18 protein-coding genes and 1 other RNA gene are annotated in these 18125 nt (G+C 53.3%); 7 read left to right on the top strand and 12 right to left on the bottom strand.

The window, feature by feature from the left end:
- The 4 genes from rnpB to tdcC all read left to right on the top strand — a co-directional run.
- An RNA gene (rnpB, locus tag AAIE03_RS23185) (RNase P RNA component class A) lies at positions 1-215 on the top strand; the annotation flags it as partial.
- A 474-nt stretch (positions 216-689) separates the two neighbouring features.
- A complete protein-coding gene (locus AAIE03_RS23190) occupies positions 690-2300 on the top strand; it encodes an OpgD/OpgG family glucan biosynthesis protein (protein WP_022622425.1) in 1611 nt (536 codons plus the stop codon).
- Between the two features lie 731 nt (positions 2301-3031).
- The gene (gene tdcB, locus AAIE03_RS23195) at positions 3032-4021 is read left to right on the top strand and encodes a bifunctional threonine ammonia-lyase/L-serine ammonia-lyase TdcB (RefSeq protein ID WP_072139070.1); all 990 of its coding nucleotides are present in this window, start codon (positions 3032-3034) and stop codon (positions 4019-4021) included.
- Positions 4022-4031: 10 nt separating this feature from the next.
- On the top strand, positions 4032-5360 hold the full coding sequence (gene tdcC, locus AAIE03_RS23200) for a threonine/serine transporter TdcC (protein ID WP_072139069.1): 1329 nt from the start codon (positions 4032-4034) through the stop codon (positions 5358-5360).
- Between the two features lie 89 nt (positions 5361-5449).
- Here tdcC and AAIE03_RS23205 read toward each other — a convergent pair whose 3' ends face one another.
- Positions 5450-6424, bottom strand: coding sequence for a glutathione S-transferase family protein (locus tag AAIE03_RS23205; RefSeq protein WP_498563248.1), 975 nt, complete (start codon positions 6422-6424; stop codon positions 5450-5452).
- A gap of 257 nt (positions 6425-6681) precedes the next feature.
- Here AAIE03_RS23205 and AAIE03_RS23210 point away from each other — a divergent pair, with 257 nt between their 5' ends.
- Positions 6682-7602 (top strand): formyltransferase family protein, encoded by a 921-nt coding sequence (locus AAIE03_RS23210; RefSeq protein ID WP_072139072.1) that lies wholly within the window; start codon positions 6682-6684, stop codon positions 7600-7602.
- Between the two features lie 33 nt (positions 7603-7635).
- On the opposite strand, the gene AAIE03_RS23215 is transcribed toward AAIE03_RS23210, so the two are convergent.
- The 11 genes from AAIE03_RS23215 to AAIE03_RS23265 form a co-directional block, all read right to left on the bottom strand.
- Entirely contained in the window at positions 7636-8328 is a 693-nt protein-coding gene (locus tag AAIE03_RS23215; RefSeq protein WP_013027336.1) for a VIT1/CCC1 transporter family protein, read from the bottom strand.
- Positions 8329-8393: 65 nt separating this feature from the next.
- Positions 8394-8954, bottom strand: coding sequence for a cytochrome b/b6 domain-containing protein (locus AAIE03_RS23220; RefSeq protein ID WP_014604932.1), 561 nt, complete (start codon positions 8952-8954; stop codon positions 8394-8396).
- Between the two features lie 204 nt (positions 8955-9158).
- The gene (locus tag AAIE03_RS23225) at positions 9159-9569 is read right to left on the bottom strand and encodes a DoxX family protein (protein ID WP_024471122.1); all 411 of its coding nucleotides are present in this window, start codon (positions 9567-9569) and stop codon (positions 9159-9161) included.
- Positions 9570-9772: 203 nt separating this feature from the next.
- Positions 9773-10057, bottom strand: a complete 285-nt coding sequence (locus tag AAIE03_RS23230; protein ID WP_014604933.1) for a YqjK-like family protein — start codon at positions 10055-10057, stop codon at positions 9773-9775.
- Positions 10057-10452 carry a phage holin family protein gene (locus AAIE03_RS23235; RefSeq protein ID WP_013027332.1) on the bottom strand — a complete coding sequence of 132 codons (396 nt, stop codon included), beginning with the start codon at positions 10450-10452 and terminating at the stop codon, positions 10057-10059. The genes AAIE03_RS23230 and AAIE03_RS23235 overlap by 1 nt, the downstream gene beginning before the upstream one ends.
- Positions 10453-10454: 2 nt before the next feature.
- The gene (locus AAIE03_RS23240; protein ID WP_014604934.1) at positions 10455-10760 is read right to left on the bottom strand and encodes an ElaB/YgaM/YqjD family protein; all 306 of its coding nucleotides are present in this window, start codon (positions 10758-10760) and stop codon (positions 10455-10457) included.
- Between the two features lie 35 nt (positions 10761-10795).
- Complete coding sequence (locus tag AAIE03_RS23245) at positions 10796-11170, bottom strand: DUF1090 domain-containing protein (protein WP_013027330.1); 375 nt, start codon at positions 11168-11170, stop codon at positions 10796-10798.
- 187 nt (positions 11171-11357) lie between these two features.
- Positions 11358-11705, bottom strand: coding sequence for an EnvZ/OmpR regulon moderator MzrA (mzrA, locus tag AAIE03_RS23250; protein ID WP_014594689.1), 348 nt, complete (start codon positions 11703-11705; stop codon positions 11358-11360).
- On the bottom strand, positions 11702-12376 hold the full coding sequence (locus tag AAIE03_RS23255; protein ID WP_014594688.1) for a DedA family protein: 675 nt from the start codon (positions 12374-12376) through the stop codon (positions 11702-11704). The genes mzrA and AAIE03_RS23255 overlap by 4 nt, the downstream gene beginning before the upstream one ends.
- Positions 12377-12688: 312 nt before the next feature.
- Positions 12689-13465 (bottom strand): transcriptional regulator ExuR, encoded by a 777-nt coding sequence (exuR, locus tag AAIE03_RS23260; protein WP_014594687.1) that lies wholly within the window; start codon positions 13463-13465, stop codon positions 12689-12691.
- Positions 13466-13552: 87 nt separating this feature from the next.
- Positions 13553-14857 carry an MFS transporter gene (locus AAIE03_RS23265; protein ID WP_013027326.1) on the bottom strand — a complete coding sequence of 435 codons (1305 nt, stop codon included), beginning with the start codon at positions 14855-14857 and terminating at the stop codon, positions 13553-13555.
- Positions 14858-15256: 399 nt separating this feature from the next.
- On the opposite strand from AAIE03_RS23265, the gene uxaC reads away from it, so the two are divergent.
- Entirely contained in the window at positions 15257-16672 is a 1416-nt protein-coding gene (gene uxaC, locus AAIE03_RS23270; protein WP_022622429.1) for a glucuronate isomerase, read from the top strand.
- A gap of 2 nt (positions 16673-16674) precedes the next feature.
- Entirely contained in the window at positions 16675-18123 is a 1449-nt protein-coding gene (locus AAIE03_RS23275) for a tagaturonate reductase (protein ID WP_028715837.1), read from the top strand.
- The last annotated feature ends 2 nt before the right edge of the window (positions 18124-18125 follow it).

Here is an 18125-nt window from a genome sequence, read left to right on the forward strand (position 1 = left end):
GGGATCAGGTAAGGGTGAAAGGGTGCGGTAAGAGCGCACCGCGCGGCTGGTAACAGTCCGTGGCACGGTAAACTCCACCCGGAGCAAGGCCAAATAGGGGTTCACATGGTACGGCCCGTACTGAACCCGGGTAGGCTGCTTGAGCCAGTGAGCGATTGCTGGCCTAGATGAATGACTGTCCACGACAGAACCCGGCTTATCGGTCAGTTTCGACTTCTTAATGCAAACCCCGCGCAAGCGGGGTTTTTGCTTTATGGCGCGGCAAAGCAGGCGTCGCTGCCGCCACCAGACGCGGGGGATATCGGCAAGCAGGCCACGGCTCCTTGCTGACGCGGGCTGACCAGCGCGATGAAGGGCGTTTCCCGATACCGTCGTAAAACAATGTGGCGTTAGCCGGTCAGGGCGCTTCCGCGCTGGCGACCCTGAGAGGAAACGCGATTCACTCTCCTGATCTGGCAAGAAAAATGGGCCGTGTTGCCAGAGGCTTTGTTTCTCAGGCAAATCCCATCCATTTTCTTTCCAATGCACTATAGGCTCATCCGATGTGTCAGATGATGGCTTGCCATCTGTTTGGGAGGCAACGGTTTCTCTCGTCTATAGTTGAAGGCAGCTTGCCACACGTCATTATTTTACGTTTTGCCCCATTGGGCGCGAATTCATTGAATGAAGATTAAAAAAACAGGTGGATCATGGTTACAAGAAGGACTTTACTGACTTATTCCGGGGCGTTTGCTGCCTTATCTGCATTAGGCATTTCTCCCGGCGCTATCGCAGCAGGCGTTCTCAAGTTAGGTAACAGCGAAGCATTTAACTTTGAAACCTTGATTGCCCAGGCCAAAGCCCTGGCAGCCAAACCCTATGAAAAACCCTCCTCATTCGACCCGTCATTGTTATCCAACATAACATATGACGCCTACATGAAAACCGTCTACAAGCCGGACTATGCGCTGTTTAAAAATGCCGGACGGTTTCCTGTTACCTTTTTCATGGTAAACGGTTTACACCGTATGCCGGTGAAAATGCACGTCGTGGAAAATAACGCCGCGCGTGAAATTATTCAAAATATTGACTACTTCACCACGACGGATAAAAACGTTACGTTGCCGGCGCTGAAAGGTAACGTATTCTCAGGTTTCAGAGTGCTGGCCAGCCAGGACACGCTAAAAACCAATCCACAAAATGACTGGATATCCTTTATGGGCGCGTCTTATTTCCGCGCCATCGGCGAGCTGGGGCAGTTTGGTTTATCCGCGCGTGGTATTGCGCTGAATACCGTTCAGCCGGGTGTCGATGAAGAGTTCCCTGACTTTACGGATTTCTGGTTTGAAGCGCCGAAAGACGACAGCAAACATCTCACGGTCTATGCGCTACTCAATGGGCCGAGTATCACGGGCGCCTACAAATTTATCCTGCAGCGCGGCAAAGGGGTTATACAGGATGTCGAATGTACGCTTTTCCTGCGTAAGGACATTCAGCGTTTCGGTATCGCGCCTCTGACCTCCATGTACTGGTTCTCAAAAACGGTTAAAGGGGCGGCGACAGACTGGCGCCCGGAAGTGCATGACTCCGATGGTCTGGCGATGTGGACCGGCAGCGGCGAACATATCTGGCGGCCGTTGAACAACCCATTACGCGTGGTCACGTCCAGTTTTCATGATGAGAACCCGCGCGGCTTTGGTTTACTGCAGAAAGATCGGGATTTCGACAGCTATCTGGACGCTGCGCACTACGAGAAACGTCCCGATCTGTGGGTGGAACCGCGAGGGGAATGGGGCAAAGGCTCAGTTCAACTGATGGAAATCCCGACTGACGATGAAATCTACGACAATATCGTCGCCATGTGGGTACCGGATGCGCCAGCAAAAGCGGGCGATCAGCATCATTTCCATTATCGTTTGCACTGGCTGGCCGATGAGCCTTATCCTTCTCCTCTGGCGCGTTGCGGTGCAACACGACTGGGCCGGGGCGGTGTGCCGGGTTCCGATCGTCCGCACGACAGCCGTAAGTTTGCCGTCGAGTTCCGTGGCGATGTGCTTAATCATCTGCCGTCAGGCGTTTCCCCCGAAGCCGTGCTTTCTGCCTCGCGTGGTACTTTTGAGAACGTGCTCGTGTCTAAATTGCCGGACGATTCAGGCAACTGGCTGGCGCAGTTTGATTTGGTCGCCGGCGAAGGCGATCCGGTAGAGCTTAAGCTCTATTTGAAAGCACAAGACAAGGTGGTGTCGGAAACCTGGTGCTACCAGTACCATCCGTTCAACTCCCCTGCGAAGCCCTGGCCCGTCGCGTGCGAAACGAAATAATTTTTAAATAACGCCCATTGAACAGATGGGCGTTAATCTTTTAACGCGACTCATCGGCAAACGTCGCGCATTGAAATTTTATTGGATGCGTTATCTTCAGCGTTTCAGGGATAATAATGACCTTCCCCCTTTCCCGGCTAAGCCCGTCTTAAATAGCATGATTGTCTTCCCTTATCCTTGTTCTGTTAACGGCTGTTTCATCGCTCTGCTTTTTTCGGCGAAATATTCTTAAGTGAAAAAAAGATATTTTATTGATCTGCACAAAGTCAGTATAAATAAAAGCATTGGTTCTCATAAGAAAAGAGTGAAGTGTGAGAAACAGCACAATCCCATTTTTTTATGATGATTAAGATTCGTAGCGGATAAAGGCGACGTAAAGGAATGACATCATGCACAGGTATACGCAACGACGAACGCCCCGGCTAACACTGTATCAGCGCACTGTTCGCCCCCTATTAACGAATCGCTTTAACCCCCTCTCTTCTGCAAGAATACGTTTTATCCCTTCCGTCAGTAATACAGTTTCTTCCACACAATACGCTGTTTTATCGCCATCCTTTTCCTATCCTCTCGCTGCCCGTTTCTTTTTAAATCAACTGCGTAAGCTCATGCTGTTACAGCATGCTGCGAAGCGAAAACGGTAAGTTCATTACTTTTTTTCAGCTTTTATACGATCGCATTTCTCTTCGGGGAATTTTGCTGAATAAACCCTGCCTGAAAAAGGAGTCGATATGAATATCCATAAAAACCTTCCCGTTAGCCTTGATGAAATTTATGCTGCCAGAGAGAGACTCACAGGGAAAGTTTATAAAACCGGCATGCCACGTTCAAACTATCTCAGCGAGCGCTGCGACGGAGAAATATTCCTTAAATTTGAAAATATGCAGCGAACGGGTTCTTTTAAGATTCGTGGTGCATTCAATAAAATGAGCTCATTGACGGAGAAAGAAAAACGTCAGGGCGTTGTCGCCTGCTCAGCGGGTAACCATGCGCAGGGCGTTTCACTGTCGTGCGCCATGCTGCATATTAACGGCAAAGTGGTCATGCCTGCGGGTGCGCCAAAATCCAAAGAAGCGGCGACGCGCGATTACTCCGCGGAGGTGGTCATTTATGGTGAAAACTTTAATGACACGCTAACCAAAGTGGAAGACATTGTGGCCAGCGAAGGCCGCATATTTATCCCGCCTTATGATGATGTGAAAATCATTGCCGGACAGGGCACCATCGGTCTGGAAATTCTTGAGGATCTCTTTGATGTCGATAACGTCATCGTTCCCGTAGGCGGCGGCGGGCTCATTGCCGGGATTGCCACGGCGATCAAGTCCATTAATCCCACGATTACCGTCATCGGCGTGCAGTCTGAAAACGTTCACGGTATGGCAGCCTCCTTTTTTGCTGATACCATTACGCGCCATCGTCTTACCGGCACCCTTGCGGACGGCTGCGATGTCGCCCGTCCGGGCGATCTCACCTTCGCGATTGTGAGAGAATTGGTCGATGAGATGGTGTTAGTGAGTGAAGACGACATTCGTAAAAGTATGATTGCATTGATTCAGCGAAACAAAGTGGTCACAGAAGGTGCCGGCGCGCTGGCATGCGCCGCGTTACTGAGCGGCAAAGTCGACCACTACATTCAGGGGCGGAAAACGGTGTGCATTATCTCAGGCGGCAATATTGATTTGTCCCGGGTTTCCCAGATTACGGGTTTTGCTGACGCATAAAGGATAAGTTATGAGTAATTCTGAAAATATTCTCAACCAGGAAAAAACCTCAACCTGGCGTAAGTCCGATACCACATGGACACTCGGACTGTTTGGCACGGCCATTGGCGCCGGCGTGCTTTTCTTTCCCATTCGGGCCGGTTACGGTGGGCTGATCCCTATCTTGATCATGCTGGTGCTGGCCTGGCCCATCGCGTTTTACTGCCATCGGGCGCTGGCCCGACTGTGTCTGTCAGGCAGTAACGTATCGGGCAATATTACCGAAACGGTAGAAGAGCATTTCGGAAAAACGGGCGGGGTGGTCATTACTTTTCTCTACTTTTTCGCGATTTGCCCGCTGCTCTGGATTTATGGCGTCACCATCACCAATACCTTCATGGCGTTCTGGCAATATCAGCTACTGCTGCCGGCTCTCAATCGCGGTGTGGTGGCGCTGTTGCTGCTGCTGTTGATGGCTTTTGTGATCTGGTTTGGTAAAGACCTGATGGTAAAGGTGATGAGCTGGCTGGTGTTTCCGTTTATCGCCAGCCTGGTGCTGATTTCACTGTCGTTAATCCCCTACTGGAATTCCGCTGTAATCGACCAGGTCAACCTGAGCGACATCGCCCTGACCGGGCACGATGGCATTCTGGTTACCGTGTGGTTAGGTATTTCTATTATGGTGTTCTCATTCAATTTTTCGCCGATTGTTTCTTCTTTTGTGGTGTCAAAGCGGGAAGAATACGAGCCGGAAATGGGCCGGACCTATACCGAAAACAAGTGCAGCCAGATCATCTCCTGCGCCAGCATACTGATGGTGGCGGTAGTGATGTTCTTTGCCTTTAGCTGTCTGTTTACGCTATCCCCGCAGGATATGGCGGATGCCAAGGCACAAAATATTCCCGTGCTCTCCTACCTGGCGAATCACTTTTCCGCCCTGTCGGGTGAGAAGTCCACCTTCTCTACGGTACTGGAATACAGCGCCTCGGTGATTGCTCTGGTCGCTATTTTCAAATCCTTCTTTGGGCACTATCTGGGCACGCTGGAAGGGTTAAACGGATTGATTATCAAATTTCGCTATAAGGGCGATAAAGACGCTGTGTCCAGCCGTAAGCTGAATACGCTGAGCATGGTCTTTATTATGGGCTCGACCTGGCTGGTAGCTTACCTTAACCCCAATATTCTCGACCTGATTGAGGCGATGGGCGCGCCGATTATCGCCTCGCTGCTCTGCCTGTTACCCATGTATGCCATCAGCAAAGTCCCTGCACTGGCAAAATACAAAGGCCGGGCTGACAACGTTTTTGTCAGCGCGATTGGCTTACTCACCATTTTAAATATCGCTTATAAGTTTTTCTGACCGTCATTCAGCCCTGTTTGACCTGACGTATGCTGTTAGCCAGCGCACGTCAGGTCTTTTCACATCCAATTCAACGCGGTGTTCTATTGTTAACCGCGACCATGCGGCGCATCCCAGTCAAAGGCCGGTCCGACAGAGATCACCCCGTGCGGGTTGATGGTTTTATGACTGCAGTAGTAGTGGTGACGAATGTGAGGCAGGTTTACTGTGTGGGCGATACCCGGCATCTGGTAAATGTCGCGCAGGAAACCGCTCAGGTTCAGATAGTCGCTGATACGGTGGCGATCGCATTTAAAATGGGTGACGTAAACCGGATCAAAGCGCACCAGCGTGGTCCATAAGCGTAAATCGGCCTCGGTTAACCTGTCGCCAGCCAGATAGCGATGCTGACCCAAGATCTGCTCTACCCGCGACAGTGAGTAGAACAGGGCGGTTACGGCTTCATCGTAAGCGGACTGAGAGGTGGCAAAACCGGCTTTGTACACGCCGTTGTTAATGGTGTCGTAAATCCAGCCATTGAGCGCATCAATCTTCTCTCGCAGGTCAGCCGGATAGTAATCCCCCGCCCGCGCCCCGACTGCATCGAACGCGCTGTTAAACATGCGAATAATATCGGCAGACTCATTGCTAACAATGGTGTTCTGCTGTTTGTCCCATAACACGGGCACGGTCACACGCCCGCTGTAGTCGGCATCTGCATGGAGATAGAGCTGATAAAGAAATTCATTTTGGTGCAGTTTATCGCCAGTTGCATCCGGAAAACTGTCATCAAACGTCCAGCCGTTTTCCAGCATCAGCGGATGCACCACCGAGACATCAATCATGCTGTCCAGACCTTTAAGCTGACGCATCAGCAGGGTGCGGTGCGCCCACGGGCAGGCAAGCGACACGTAGAGGTGATAGCGATCGCGTTCTGCCGTAAATCCGGCTTTGCCGCTCAGTCCTGCGCTACCGTCGGGCGTAACCCAGTTACGCCATGCGGATTCCGAGCGCTTAAAGCGCCCACCGGTTGATTTCGTGTCATACCAGGTGTCATGCCAGACACCATCAATTAGCTGACCCATCTTGTCTCCCGTACAAACGATAAAAAGAATATTTCCGACTTTAACCATAGGCGGTTATGGATAACTTCGACAGCGCACCACGTGCGTTGCCAAACATTTTGCCCACCCGCATAAATGCGCGCTATACGGCGAACGGGCCAGAGGCGTAATCGGGCTAAGAATGCCTTATCATGGGGCTGTCTACGGCCTGTAACGGACAAGCCGTCCATCACGCCCGTCCCGCAGGATCAGGCGAAAAAAAGATGAAGGAAAGCGGAATGAAAGCGGTACTCTTTGGTTATCACGAAATGGCCTGTACCGGCCTGAAGGCGTTAATGGATGCCGGATTCACGGTTAGTGCCCTGTTTACCCATGCAGATCCCGCGTCCGGCGCGCAGTTTTACGGCTCCGTCGCCCGCATGGCTGAGCGCCACAACATCCCGGTTTTTATCACCGAGGATGTCAATACAGCCGAATGGCAAGCGCGCATAGCCAGCCTTGAGGCAGATTATCTGTTCTGCTTCTCTTACCGTCAGGTTCTCAGCGAAGCCATCCTGTCCTCTGTTAAAAAAGGGGCCTATAACGTGCATGCCGCCTTGCTGCCGGCTTATCGGGGCCGTGCCCATCTCAATTGGGTAATTATTAAAGGCGAGACGCAAACCGGTGTGACCCTGCACCGCATGATTAAACGTCCTGATGCCGGCCCGATTCTGGCGCAGAAGGCCGTTGAAATTCATCCACAGGACAATGCCCTGGCACTGCATACCCGACTGGTTGCGACCACGGCGCAAATGCTACCGACCTGGCTTGATGCGCTGGTGGCGGGCGAGCTTACCGAAACCCCTCAGGACGAGCGTGCAGCAAGCTGTTTTGGCAGCCGTAAGCCGGAAGATGGCCAAATTCACTGGCAGGCGCCCGCCCGCGATATCCATAACCTTGTTCGGGCGCTGGCGTTTCCCTGGCCCGGCGCTTTTACATTGGCAGACTCACAGCGATTCACCGTCTGGCAAACCCGCGTTATTGATGCGCGTAAAGCCAGCCAGCCGGGTGAAGTTGTTTCAGTTACACCGCTGGTTATTGGCTGTGGGCAGGGACAACTTGAAATTCTGCAGGGGCAGTCTGCGGGCGGCGAATCTGTCACGGGCACGACGCTGGCAGGCCAGCTCGGGCTGATTGTCGGGCAGCATCTGGCGCGCTGAGGGCGGCAGATGCATCCTTACCCAGTAAGCGCGTCAGCCAAGCGCCATACCTGAAAGATAGCCGACTGATGCAGACAGCGTCATCGCCAGCAGGCTCCAGAAGCAAATGCGCGTGACGCTTTTCCTGACCGGCGCATCACCGGCTTTGGCCGCCGTTGCGCCCAGAAGCGTCAATGCCAGGAGCGCCGAGACCGCAATGGCGGGCAAGGCGAAGGGGCCGGTGATCAGCATGGCAACGGCGAAGGGTAAAATACTGCCTGAGGCAAAACTGACCGCAGAAAACAGAGCGGCCTGAAGGGGTTTGGCACTGCTGAAATCGGTGATGCCCAGCTCATCTCTGGCATGAGCGGCTAAGGCATCATGGGCCATCAACTGTTCTGCGACCTGACGAGCCAGCTCGGGCGACAGGCCACGCGCCCTGTATATGGCTGACAGCTCCACCGTTTCAGCCGCAAAATCGGCCTCGAGTTCAGCTTTCTCCTGCCGCAGAGAAGCTTTTTCAGTATCTGACTGCGAGGACACCGAGACGTATTCTCCCGTCGCCATCGACATTGCGCCTCCAACAATACCTGCCAGCCCGGCGAGCAAAACATTGTGATGACTGCTGCTGGCAGAAACGACGCCGGCCAGCAGGCTGGCGGTCGAAACGATGCCATCATTCGCGCCCAATACGGCAGCCCGTAGCCATCCGGCGTGTTCAATTTTATGCGATTCACTATGTAGCATCGGGTCTTCCAGTGATAAGCGATTCGTTTAATCAGGAGGGCGACAGCCTGCATGCGTGCCCTGTGCTATTTTTCATAGCGGGATAGCAGGATATGAAGCACGCCCATCGCGCCATGGCTGTAAAAATAAATCTCTACAAAGGTGGTCAGGAATTTATGCCAGTGCAATACCCTACGCGTCAAATCAGGCGTGGCGAGCGACGTACTGTTAAATAAAAACCATAGCCCACCAGAACAGGCGACGGCGATCAACGCGATAACCCCCAGGCCCTGCACCGTCGCGGCTATGCCACCGCCATGTGCCTGTGGGAGTTTCAGGCCGGTCAGCTGTACGACATCGTTTCGAATACCCCGAAAATCCAGCGTGAGCCAGGCGAAGTACCAGCGAAAACCTCGCTGAACCAGCATCCAGATGAGCATGATAACGCCCGCAGCGATCAGCAACAGTCCTGAGAGAATATGTAGCCAGGTTATCAGCGTCTCCAGGCTGTGCTCGCCGAGCGCTTCACGTGCGGTGAAATTGGAATTGATGATCTGCGAAAGGATCAGCACGGCGACCAAAAGATGAAGCCGTCGAAAAAAGGGTGCATCGTGATGGGGAAGCCACTGACCATAAGATACTTTCATAGCGTTGCCAAAAAGAAGAGGGACGGAACGCTATATTTCCATGACTAGATTAGGCTTACCTTAAGCACCGGGTGGGCCGGGACTCTGCGGGATGGGAGGGCATGATCGCTTCAAACCGCCCGGCAAAGGATTTTGATCATAAAAGCAAAACGCACCGGGAGAAAGCAACCGGTGCGTCAGAAAAGCGGTGTAGTCAGGCGTCAGTTAGCGCGCCAGAGCACCCTGAGGTTTTTTGCTGATCAGGCGATCGATACTGTACGCACCCGGACCTACCAGACCTAACACCAGGAAACCGCCAGCGATAGACAGGTTCTTCATGAACATCAGCTGGTTCACGCCCTCGGCGAAGTTACTGTGAAACAGAAACGCGGTCAGAATCGTAAAGCCAGCGGTAAACAGCGCGGTAAAACGGGTCAGGAAGCCAAACATGATGGCCAGGCCGCCGCCAAATTCCAGCAGAATAACCAGCGGCAGCATGAAGCCGGGCACGCCCATGGCTTCCATATAGTGCTGAGTGCCAGCGTAACCGGTGATTTTGCCCCAGCCTGCAGTAATAAACAGGATAGTCATCAGGATACGGGCGGCTAACAAACCACTGTCTTCGAATTTTTTCATCATCTACTCCAACGCTAAAAGTTTGCAAGGCAGCGATGCCCGCGGTGAATATTCCCGTTAACTGCATGGTTGCAATTGGCCGGGCTGATAGCTGGAGATGATAGTCGCGAGAAGTGACAGTTGTAAGCGATATAAACTGTCGATGTTATTCAGTAAAACTGAAAAAAGAAAAAGCCAGTCGCACTGGACTGGCTTTGGGGGATTCAACGCGGGGGAAGGGCTGATTTAACCATGCGCCAGGTACTCCACAGGCCAAAGCCCCGTTTCGCCCAGCGTAGCAGGCGATTAGGACTGCGAATGGAATAGATAGCTAATGCACTACTGCCAATGGCCAGATAGCGTTTCAGACTCAAAAACGTAAACCAGCCACGATCGTAGGGCGCGGTGATCTCCAGCCAGCTACGCCGCGCGGCACTCATGTCCAGACGCTGCTGCTGAACCTGTTTTAGCAGTTCATCGATACGCGCTTCACGCTCGCGGCGGCTCATTACCGGTTATCCTCAAGCAGATCACGATCGTTCGCCAGTTCCTTGCGCGTGTGGCGCAGCAGGGTTGACTGACGTGATTTACGCAGTGTCCATAGCCCAAAGATCAACGCCAGCAAGAACAGCACGCCAGTGGTGATGGCAATAGCCATTAAACGGTACTGCGCATCAACTGCCCAGATAATCAGCACCATCAGGCTCATCAGGCCAAAAGCCGTGAAGAGCATGGTCAGGCCAAGCATCAACAGCATCTGGATGATATTGGCCTTCTCTTCTTCCAGCTCTACCACTGCAAGACGAACGCGTGTTTCGACCATACCAACCAGCGTGGTGACGATACGCTGACCAATATTGATGACCCCTTTGGCCGGTCCGTGGTTCTGCTGTGAATCCGTCATGATTAACGACGCGAGATCAGCATACCGATGGCAACGCCGATGGCGGCACCGATACCCACGCCATGCCATGGATTATCACGCACATAACCATCTGCTTTCTGCGCCGCTTCGCGCGTAGTCGCCGCCAGGCGCTCACCCGATTCACCTAAACGCTCACGAGAGCTGTCCAGCGCAACGCGCGCTTTGTGACGGAGCTTATCCAGTTCACCTTTAGACTTTTCAGTCCCGCTGCTCAGGACTTCTTCCAGCGTATCCGCCAGGTTTTTCAATTCAGCACGCAAATATTCCGATGATGTGTCTTTAGACATAAAATACTCCTTTAACATCAGTAGATTGAATCCGATTAATAGGGCTCCGCCTGTAACTTCTTAAGCTCCTGGCGTGCTTCTTCCAGCTTGCGTTCGCGTTTTGCAATCTTGTCCTTGTCATGACCTTCGTCGCGCTCTTCCTTGAGTTCGCGCTCACGCTCAGCCACTTTCTCTTTCTGAGCGTTGATTTTTTCCAGATGCGAGGCTTTAAGCTTTTTATCAGTACATCCCGCGCGCACCTCGGTAAGGGCGCGCTCCAGACCGTTCACACGGCGCTGATTGTTGTGCTTCTGAGCCATCTCGATTTCACGCTGAATGTCCTGCTCTTTTTGCTGACACAGCGACTGTGCCGCCATCAGGGAGCCTGAAAGAGAAAACAGCGTGATTCCCAGTAGTAACGTATGTTTCATTCGGCTTTGTACCTTCCATTGTTGCCTGACTTAATTCAGCGCACTGCAAGAACCCTCCGCAGTGCGCTGATAACCCGCCTTAGTTTAAGCATAGACATCAGGTGGAAAAAGTCCAAAGATCACCGATATACAGAGAAACGCTTAGCACAGCCTGAAAGTGCGCTAAGCGTTTAAGAAGGGCGACGAATTAAGCAAGTGAAAGGTGAGCCGCCTGGTCGTGTTGCGCGACGATAAACCCGTCCGGCAGCAATCGACGCAGAACTTTCTGCGCGGCGAGGCTTTGCTCTTCGTTGTCAAAATGAATAATCAACGCATCCCCTGAGGGCGTGATGCTTTTGATTCGAATACCCTGGGCGCTCAGCTGCTGATAGAGATAGAAGCCATCGGGCATCGGCGCACCCGCGTGCGAAACGCGAATCTGCACCACGTTTTCATGGCGCATCAGGCTGGGCATCATGCTGATCGCTACCAGCGCAAATGCTCCGCCAATTAACCAGGGAAGCCAGCGTTTAGGAAAAGCGTGTAAAGGTTTCATGAGCCCTCACCACGCTGGTTCGCGCGGCGTTTACGCCACAGCACAATCAGCGAGCCCACCAGCCCAATCACCAGCAACACCAGCGGCAGCATCATCAGGAAAAACATCAGTTCATCTTCGTAGCGGCGGAAGATCGGCGTTTTGCCTAAGGCAAAGCCCAGAACCGTGAGGATGACGACCCACAGAAAGCCACTCATCCAGTTAAAAAACTGGAAACGAGCGTTGCTTAAACCGGAAAGGCCCGCAATTGTAGGCAGCAGCGTACGCACGAAAGCAATGAAACGGCCAATGAGCAGTGCCGATAAGCCGTGACGGTGAAACAGATTATGTGCACGCTGATGATAGCGGGCAGGAAGGTGTGATAGCCAGTTTTGCACCGTCGGCGTGTTCCCCAGCCAGCGGCCCTGAATATAGCTCACCCAGCAACCCAGGCTGGCGCCGGTGGTGAGGACCAGAATGGTCAGCGGAAAACTCATGGTTCCTTTGGCAATCAGCACGCCCACCAGAATCAGCAGGCTGTCACCGGGCAGGAAAGCGGCAGGCAATAAGCCGTTTTCCAGAAAAAGGATCATGAATAAGACGCCGTAAATTGCCCACACCAGTGTTGGATCGGAAAGCGTTTCATAATCCTGTTGCCACAAGGCATGCAGCAGCGCTTGCAAAATTTCCATCAATCATTCCCGAACATCATCGTTGAACATGTCCCACAGGGACCTCAGCGCAGACTGACATTTTTTATCGATTCTGAGAGCGTAGTCTGAGCAAGCGTTTCTGGATCCTTCCAGAACTGATTGTTAAATCAGCGATTTGATAAGCCCTTATCGCAAAAGGTAAGAAAAGGATGATAACTGTAACAAAAATCAAGCTTCGGAGACAGAACTACTCCTAAACGAACAGGAGTTTTACCCTCTGTATCTCGATGTAAAAAGGAGTTTTACATGTCCTGACACTATTGCAGATTAACTGACTGTTTTTCAGTCAAATTAACGCTGAATCGTATCTGCATCCGGAAGGACAACTGGATTTTCACTGAACATGTAGCGGTCAACATTGAACTCAAAATCGTCGGCGGTGGCGTTAAATAACATCTGCTTAGTATTTTCGAGATGTTGCCACATTGCCAGCTTACTGGCGGCGGGATCTTTGCGGATTAATGCTTTAAGAATCTGATCGTGATCGTCGCACCAGCTTACGATACTGCGCTGATCGATATGCTCATGCAGCTTAAGCCAGTAAGGGTTGTGTAAACGGTGCAGCCACATCTTCTCGACAATCGCGGCCAGGGCGCTGTTTTGCGTCGACTGAGCAATACGAACGTGAAACCTCATATCCCATTCAGAGTCCCTGAAATGGTCCTCCTGTCGCGCTTTCTCCTGAATCGCCATTAAATCGACAATATCCTGACGTGTCACCTGGGTTGCCGCGAACTCGGCAACGTTACTTTCAATAAGCTGGCGCGCCTGCAACAGTTCAAACGGGCCAAAGGCGGCAAACTCTAGCTGGCTGCTGCTTTCGGTGACCCGGTTTTGCTGCTGGCTGGAAATCACGTGAATGCCCGAGCCTTTACGCACCTCAACGTAGCCTTCAACCTCCAGCATGATGATGGCTTCGCGCACCACCGTGCGGCTGACTTCCATTTCTTCAGCGATCAGGCGCTCTGCGGGCAGTTTCTCTCCCACCTGGTAAACCCCGTTTTCAATGCGGCGTTTTAACTCGCTGGCCAGCTGTTGATAAAGTCGACGAGATTCAGTGAGGTCCATGAGGCAATCCAAAGTAACGAGCAGATAAGTTGTTATACCACTTTGCGGCAAGAGAAGAAAAGGGCTGGCACGGGCCAGCCCTCAGGATCAGCTACGTATCGGCGCAGCCTGAGAAGGGGAAGGGGCGGTCTGCAGTTCAGAAATGGGTTTGTTTTTTAACACTGTCCAGATCACCACGGCACCGAGCAAGTCGAACACGGCCAGGGCGGCAAACAGTGGGCTAAAGCCTAATGTATCGGCCAACGCACCGACGACCAGCGCAAACAGGGTGCTGGCTGTCCAGGCCGCCATCCCGGTCAGGCCGTTCGCCGTGGCAACTTCGTTACGACCAAACACATCGGAAGACAGGGTAATCAACGCACCAGACAGCGCCTGGTGGGCAAAGCCGCCGACGCACAGCAGCGCGATAGCAATATAAGGGCTGGTAAATAAACCAATGGTGCCCGGGCCGATCATTAAGATCGCGCCCATGGTGACCACCATCTTACGTGACACAATCAGGTTGACCCCAAACCAGCGCTGAAACAGCGGGGGCAAGTAACCGCCCAGGATACAACCAAAGTCGGCAAACAGCATGGGCATCCAGGCGAACAGCGCGATCTCTTTAAGATTAAAGCCGTAAACTTTAAACATAAACAGCGGAATCCAGGCGTTGAACGTTCCCCATGCCGGTTCAGCCAGAAAGCGTGGCAGGGCGATGCCCCAGAACTGGCGATTGCGCAGGATCTGCAGGGCCGACATTTTGGTGGTGTTGCCGGTTTGATGCTGCAGCTCCTGACCCGAAATAATGTAGTGGCGCTCTTCGTCACTCAGCTTTTTCTGCTGCTTGGGATGCTTATAAAACACCAGCCAGCATAGCGCCCAAATCATGCTCAGTACGCCCGCGATAATAAAGGCCATCTGCCAGCTGTGCGCAACAATCGCCCAGACCACCAGGGGAGGTGCCAGCATCGCGCCGATTGAGGAGCCGACGTTGAAATAGCCCACCGCTACCGAGCGTTCTTTCGCCGGAAACCATTCGCTACTGGCTTTTAGCCCGGCAGGGATCATCGCGGCTTCTGCGGCACCCACTGCGCCGCGCGCCAGGGCCAGACCGCCCCAGCTTCCCGCCAGCGCCGTCGCGGCGCAGAAGATCGCCCACAGCACAGCAAACACCGCGTAGCCCACTTTGGTGCCCAGTAAGTCAAGAACGTAACCTGCGACAGGCTGCATGACGGTGTAGCAGGCAGAGTATGCCGCCACAATATAGGAGTATTGCTGGGTGGTGATATGCAGTTCGGTTTGTAGCGTCGGGGCTGCCACGGCAATCGTGTTACGCGTCAGATAGCCGAGTACCGTACCCAGGGTAACCAGGCCAATCATATACCAGCGTAATCCTTTGATCTTACGCATTCTGTACCTCTTCCAGTTGTTTGCGCGGTCTTACCGCTGTTGTTATCTGGAGCGGGACATCTCGTGATACAGCTCTGCTCACGCCCGCCGGCCCTGCACCAGCGACCGTTATCTGCCTTGCCTTGTGTAAGAAAGTTGTTACCTTGCGGTAAAGCGAGAGCCTAACTTGTTATACAACTTTAAAAGTTGAAAGCCATCACAAAAACCCGCAATAGCTTGTGGGATACTGCAAACAGACGAGAACACAGCCAGTTAGCGCGCTGCGGGCGACAATAAGGTCCATATGGGATGTGATCATCTTGCTTAAATGTGACCTGAGTCGTAAAAAAACCTGCAGTCAGCCAAAATTGGTATGATAACTTTGAGCCATTCAGGGATCATCCCATAAGGAAGCTTTTTATGTCGCGTTTCATGACCGAGGATTTTTTGCTGGACACTGAGTTCGCCCGTCGTCTCTATCACGACTACGCCAAAGACCAGCCTGTCTACGATTATCACTGCCATTTACCGCCGCAGCAGATTGCTGAAAACTATCGTTTTGCCAACCTTTACGATATCTGGCTGAAAGGCGATCACTATAAGTGGCGGGCGATGCGGGCTAACGGTGTGGCAGAGGCGCTGTGCACCGGCGACGCCAGCGATCGGGATAAATTCAATGCCTGGGCGCGCACCGTGCCGCAAACCATTGGCAATCCGCTTTACCACTGGACGCATCTGGAGCTGCGCCGTCCCTTCGGCATTACCGGCGTGCTGCTGTCCGAAAAAACGGCTGATGAGATCTGGCAGCGTTGCAATGATTTACTGGCGCAGGACGATTTCACCGCGCGCGGCATCATGCAGCAGATGAACGTTAAGATGGTCGGGACCACCGACGATCCGCTGGACGATCTGACGCATCACCGCGTACTGGCTGAAGACAACAGCTTCAAGGTGAAGGTGTTGCCAAGCTGGCGTCCGGATAAAGCCTTTAATATCGAAGCCGACACCTTCCTGCCGTGGATTGAAAAACTGGAAAGCCTGACCGATATCAGCGTGCAGCGCTTTGATGATTTACGTCAGGCGCTGAGCAAACGTCTGGATCACTTTGCGGCACACGGCTGCAAGATTTCCGACCATGCGCTGGACGTCGTATGTTATGCCGATGCGGATGAAACCACGCTGGACAGCATTCTGGCGCATCGTCGCGGAGGCGCTAAGCCGGATGCCCAGGCTATCGCCCAGTTTAAAACGGCGGTGCTGGTATGGCTCGGGGGGGAATATGCTCGTCGTGGATGGGTGCAGCAGTACCATATTGGCGCGCTGCGCAATACCAACCAACGCCAGTTCCAACTTCTGGGCGCAGATGTGGGCTTTGACTCCATCAACGATCAGCCCGTCGCCGAGCCGCTGGCCCGCTTACTCGGTGCGCAAAACCTCAATAACGCCTTGCCTAAAACCGTCCTCTATTGTCTGAATCCGCGGGATAATGAAGTGCTGGCGACCATGGCCGGAAATTTCCAGGGCGAAGGCCAGGCCGGGAAAATGCAGTTTGGTTCCGCCTGGTGGTTTAACGATCAACTGGATGGCATGCAGCGCCAGATGACGCAGCTGGCGCAAATTGGCCTGCTGAGCCGCTTCGTCGGGATGTTAACCGACAGCCGCAGCTTCCTTTCTTATACCCGTCATGAATATTTCCGTCGTCTGCTGTGCCAGATGATTGGCCGCTGGGTCGAACAGGGCGAAGCGCCTGCAGATGAAGCGCTGTTGGGCCAGATGGTACAAAACATTTGCTTCAACAATGCCCGTGACTATTTTGGCATTGAGCTGGGAGCCTGACCATGAAGCGGCTAAACCGCCACGACTTTCCCGGCGCGGTCTACCACGATCGCGTGATTCAGTTCGGTGAAGGTAACTTTCTGCGTGCCTTTATCGACTGGCAACTTGACTGGCTCAATGAACATCAGGGCACAGACGCCGGTGTGGTGGTGGTCAGGCCGCGTAATCGCGACGTCAGCGACAATCTGAATCAGCAGGACGGTCTGTATACCACGCTGATCCGCGGGCTGAACGCGCAAGGCGAACAGGTGAGCGAAAGCCGCCTGATCCGCAGCCTTAACCGTGAGATTCAGCCTTACCAGCAGTTTGACGATTTTATGGCGCTGGCACGTCAGCCTGCTATGCGGTTCGTTTTCTCCAATACCACCGAAGCCGGCATCGCGTTTACCGAAACGGATCGCTTGGACGATCGGCCTGCATCCAGCTTTCCGGGCAAGCTGACGCAACTGCTGTGGGCGCGTTACCAGCATTTCGACGGTGATAAAGAGAAAGGCTGGCTCATCGTGCCCTGTGAGCTGGTCGATCACAATGGCGATATGCTGCGTGAACATGTGCTGCGCTATGCCGATCTCTGGCAACTGCCCAGGGAATTTCAACGCTGGGTTGATACGCGTTGCGCATTCTATAACACGCTGGTGGATCGCATTGTAACCGGCTTCCCGTCCGAGAGCGCCACGCTTGAAACCCAACTGGGCTATCAGGACCGTTTTCTGGTGGCCGGTGAAGTTTATTATCAATTTGTTCTTCAGGGGCCAGCTGCGCTGTTTGACGAACTGAAGCTGGCCGCACTGGCGCCGCATGTCCGCCACGTTGACGATATTGCCCCGTACAAAGCGCAAAAAGTCGCGATTCTGAACGGCGCTCACACGGCCATGGTGCCGGTTGCGTATCTGGCGGGGCTGGAGAGCGTAGGAGAGGCGATGGACGATGAGCAAATCTCGGCGTACGTGGATGCGCTGCTGCGCAAAGAGATTATTCCCACGCTGGATTTGCCCGCTGATGAGCTTAACGCTTTTGCCGATGCGGTACTGCGTCGCTTCCGCAATCCGTTTATTCGCCATGCACTGCTTTCCATCGCCCTGAACGGCATGACCAAGTTCCGTACGCGCTTGCTACAACCTTTGCTGATGTCGCATGCGAAAACAGGGCAGTGGCCACAGCACCTGACGTTTGCGCTGGCAGCCCTGATTGCGTTTTATCGCGGAGAATCGGCGGATAAAAGCTGGCCTCTGCAGGATGAGCCGCACTGGCTGGAACGCTACTCAGAGGGCTGGGCCGCCGTGGCAGCAGAGCAGATCTCTCCTTTAGCGTTGGTCAGTCGCGTATTAAGTGATGCCGAGCACTGGGGACAAGATTTAACACAGCAACCCGGCCTGGCCGAAACTGTCAGCCAGCACCTGCAACGCATCCTCGCGCACGGTATGCGTGACGCGCTGAGCCAACGGAGATAACC

It is taken from the genome of Pantoea sp. Ae19-2 (assembly GCF_059801205.1).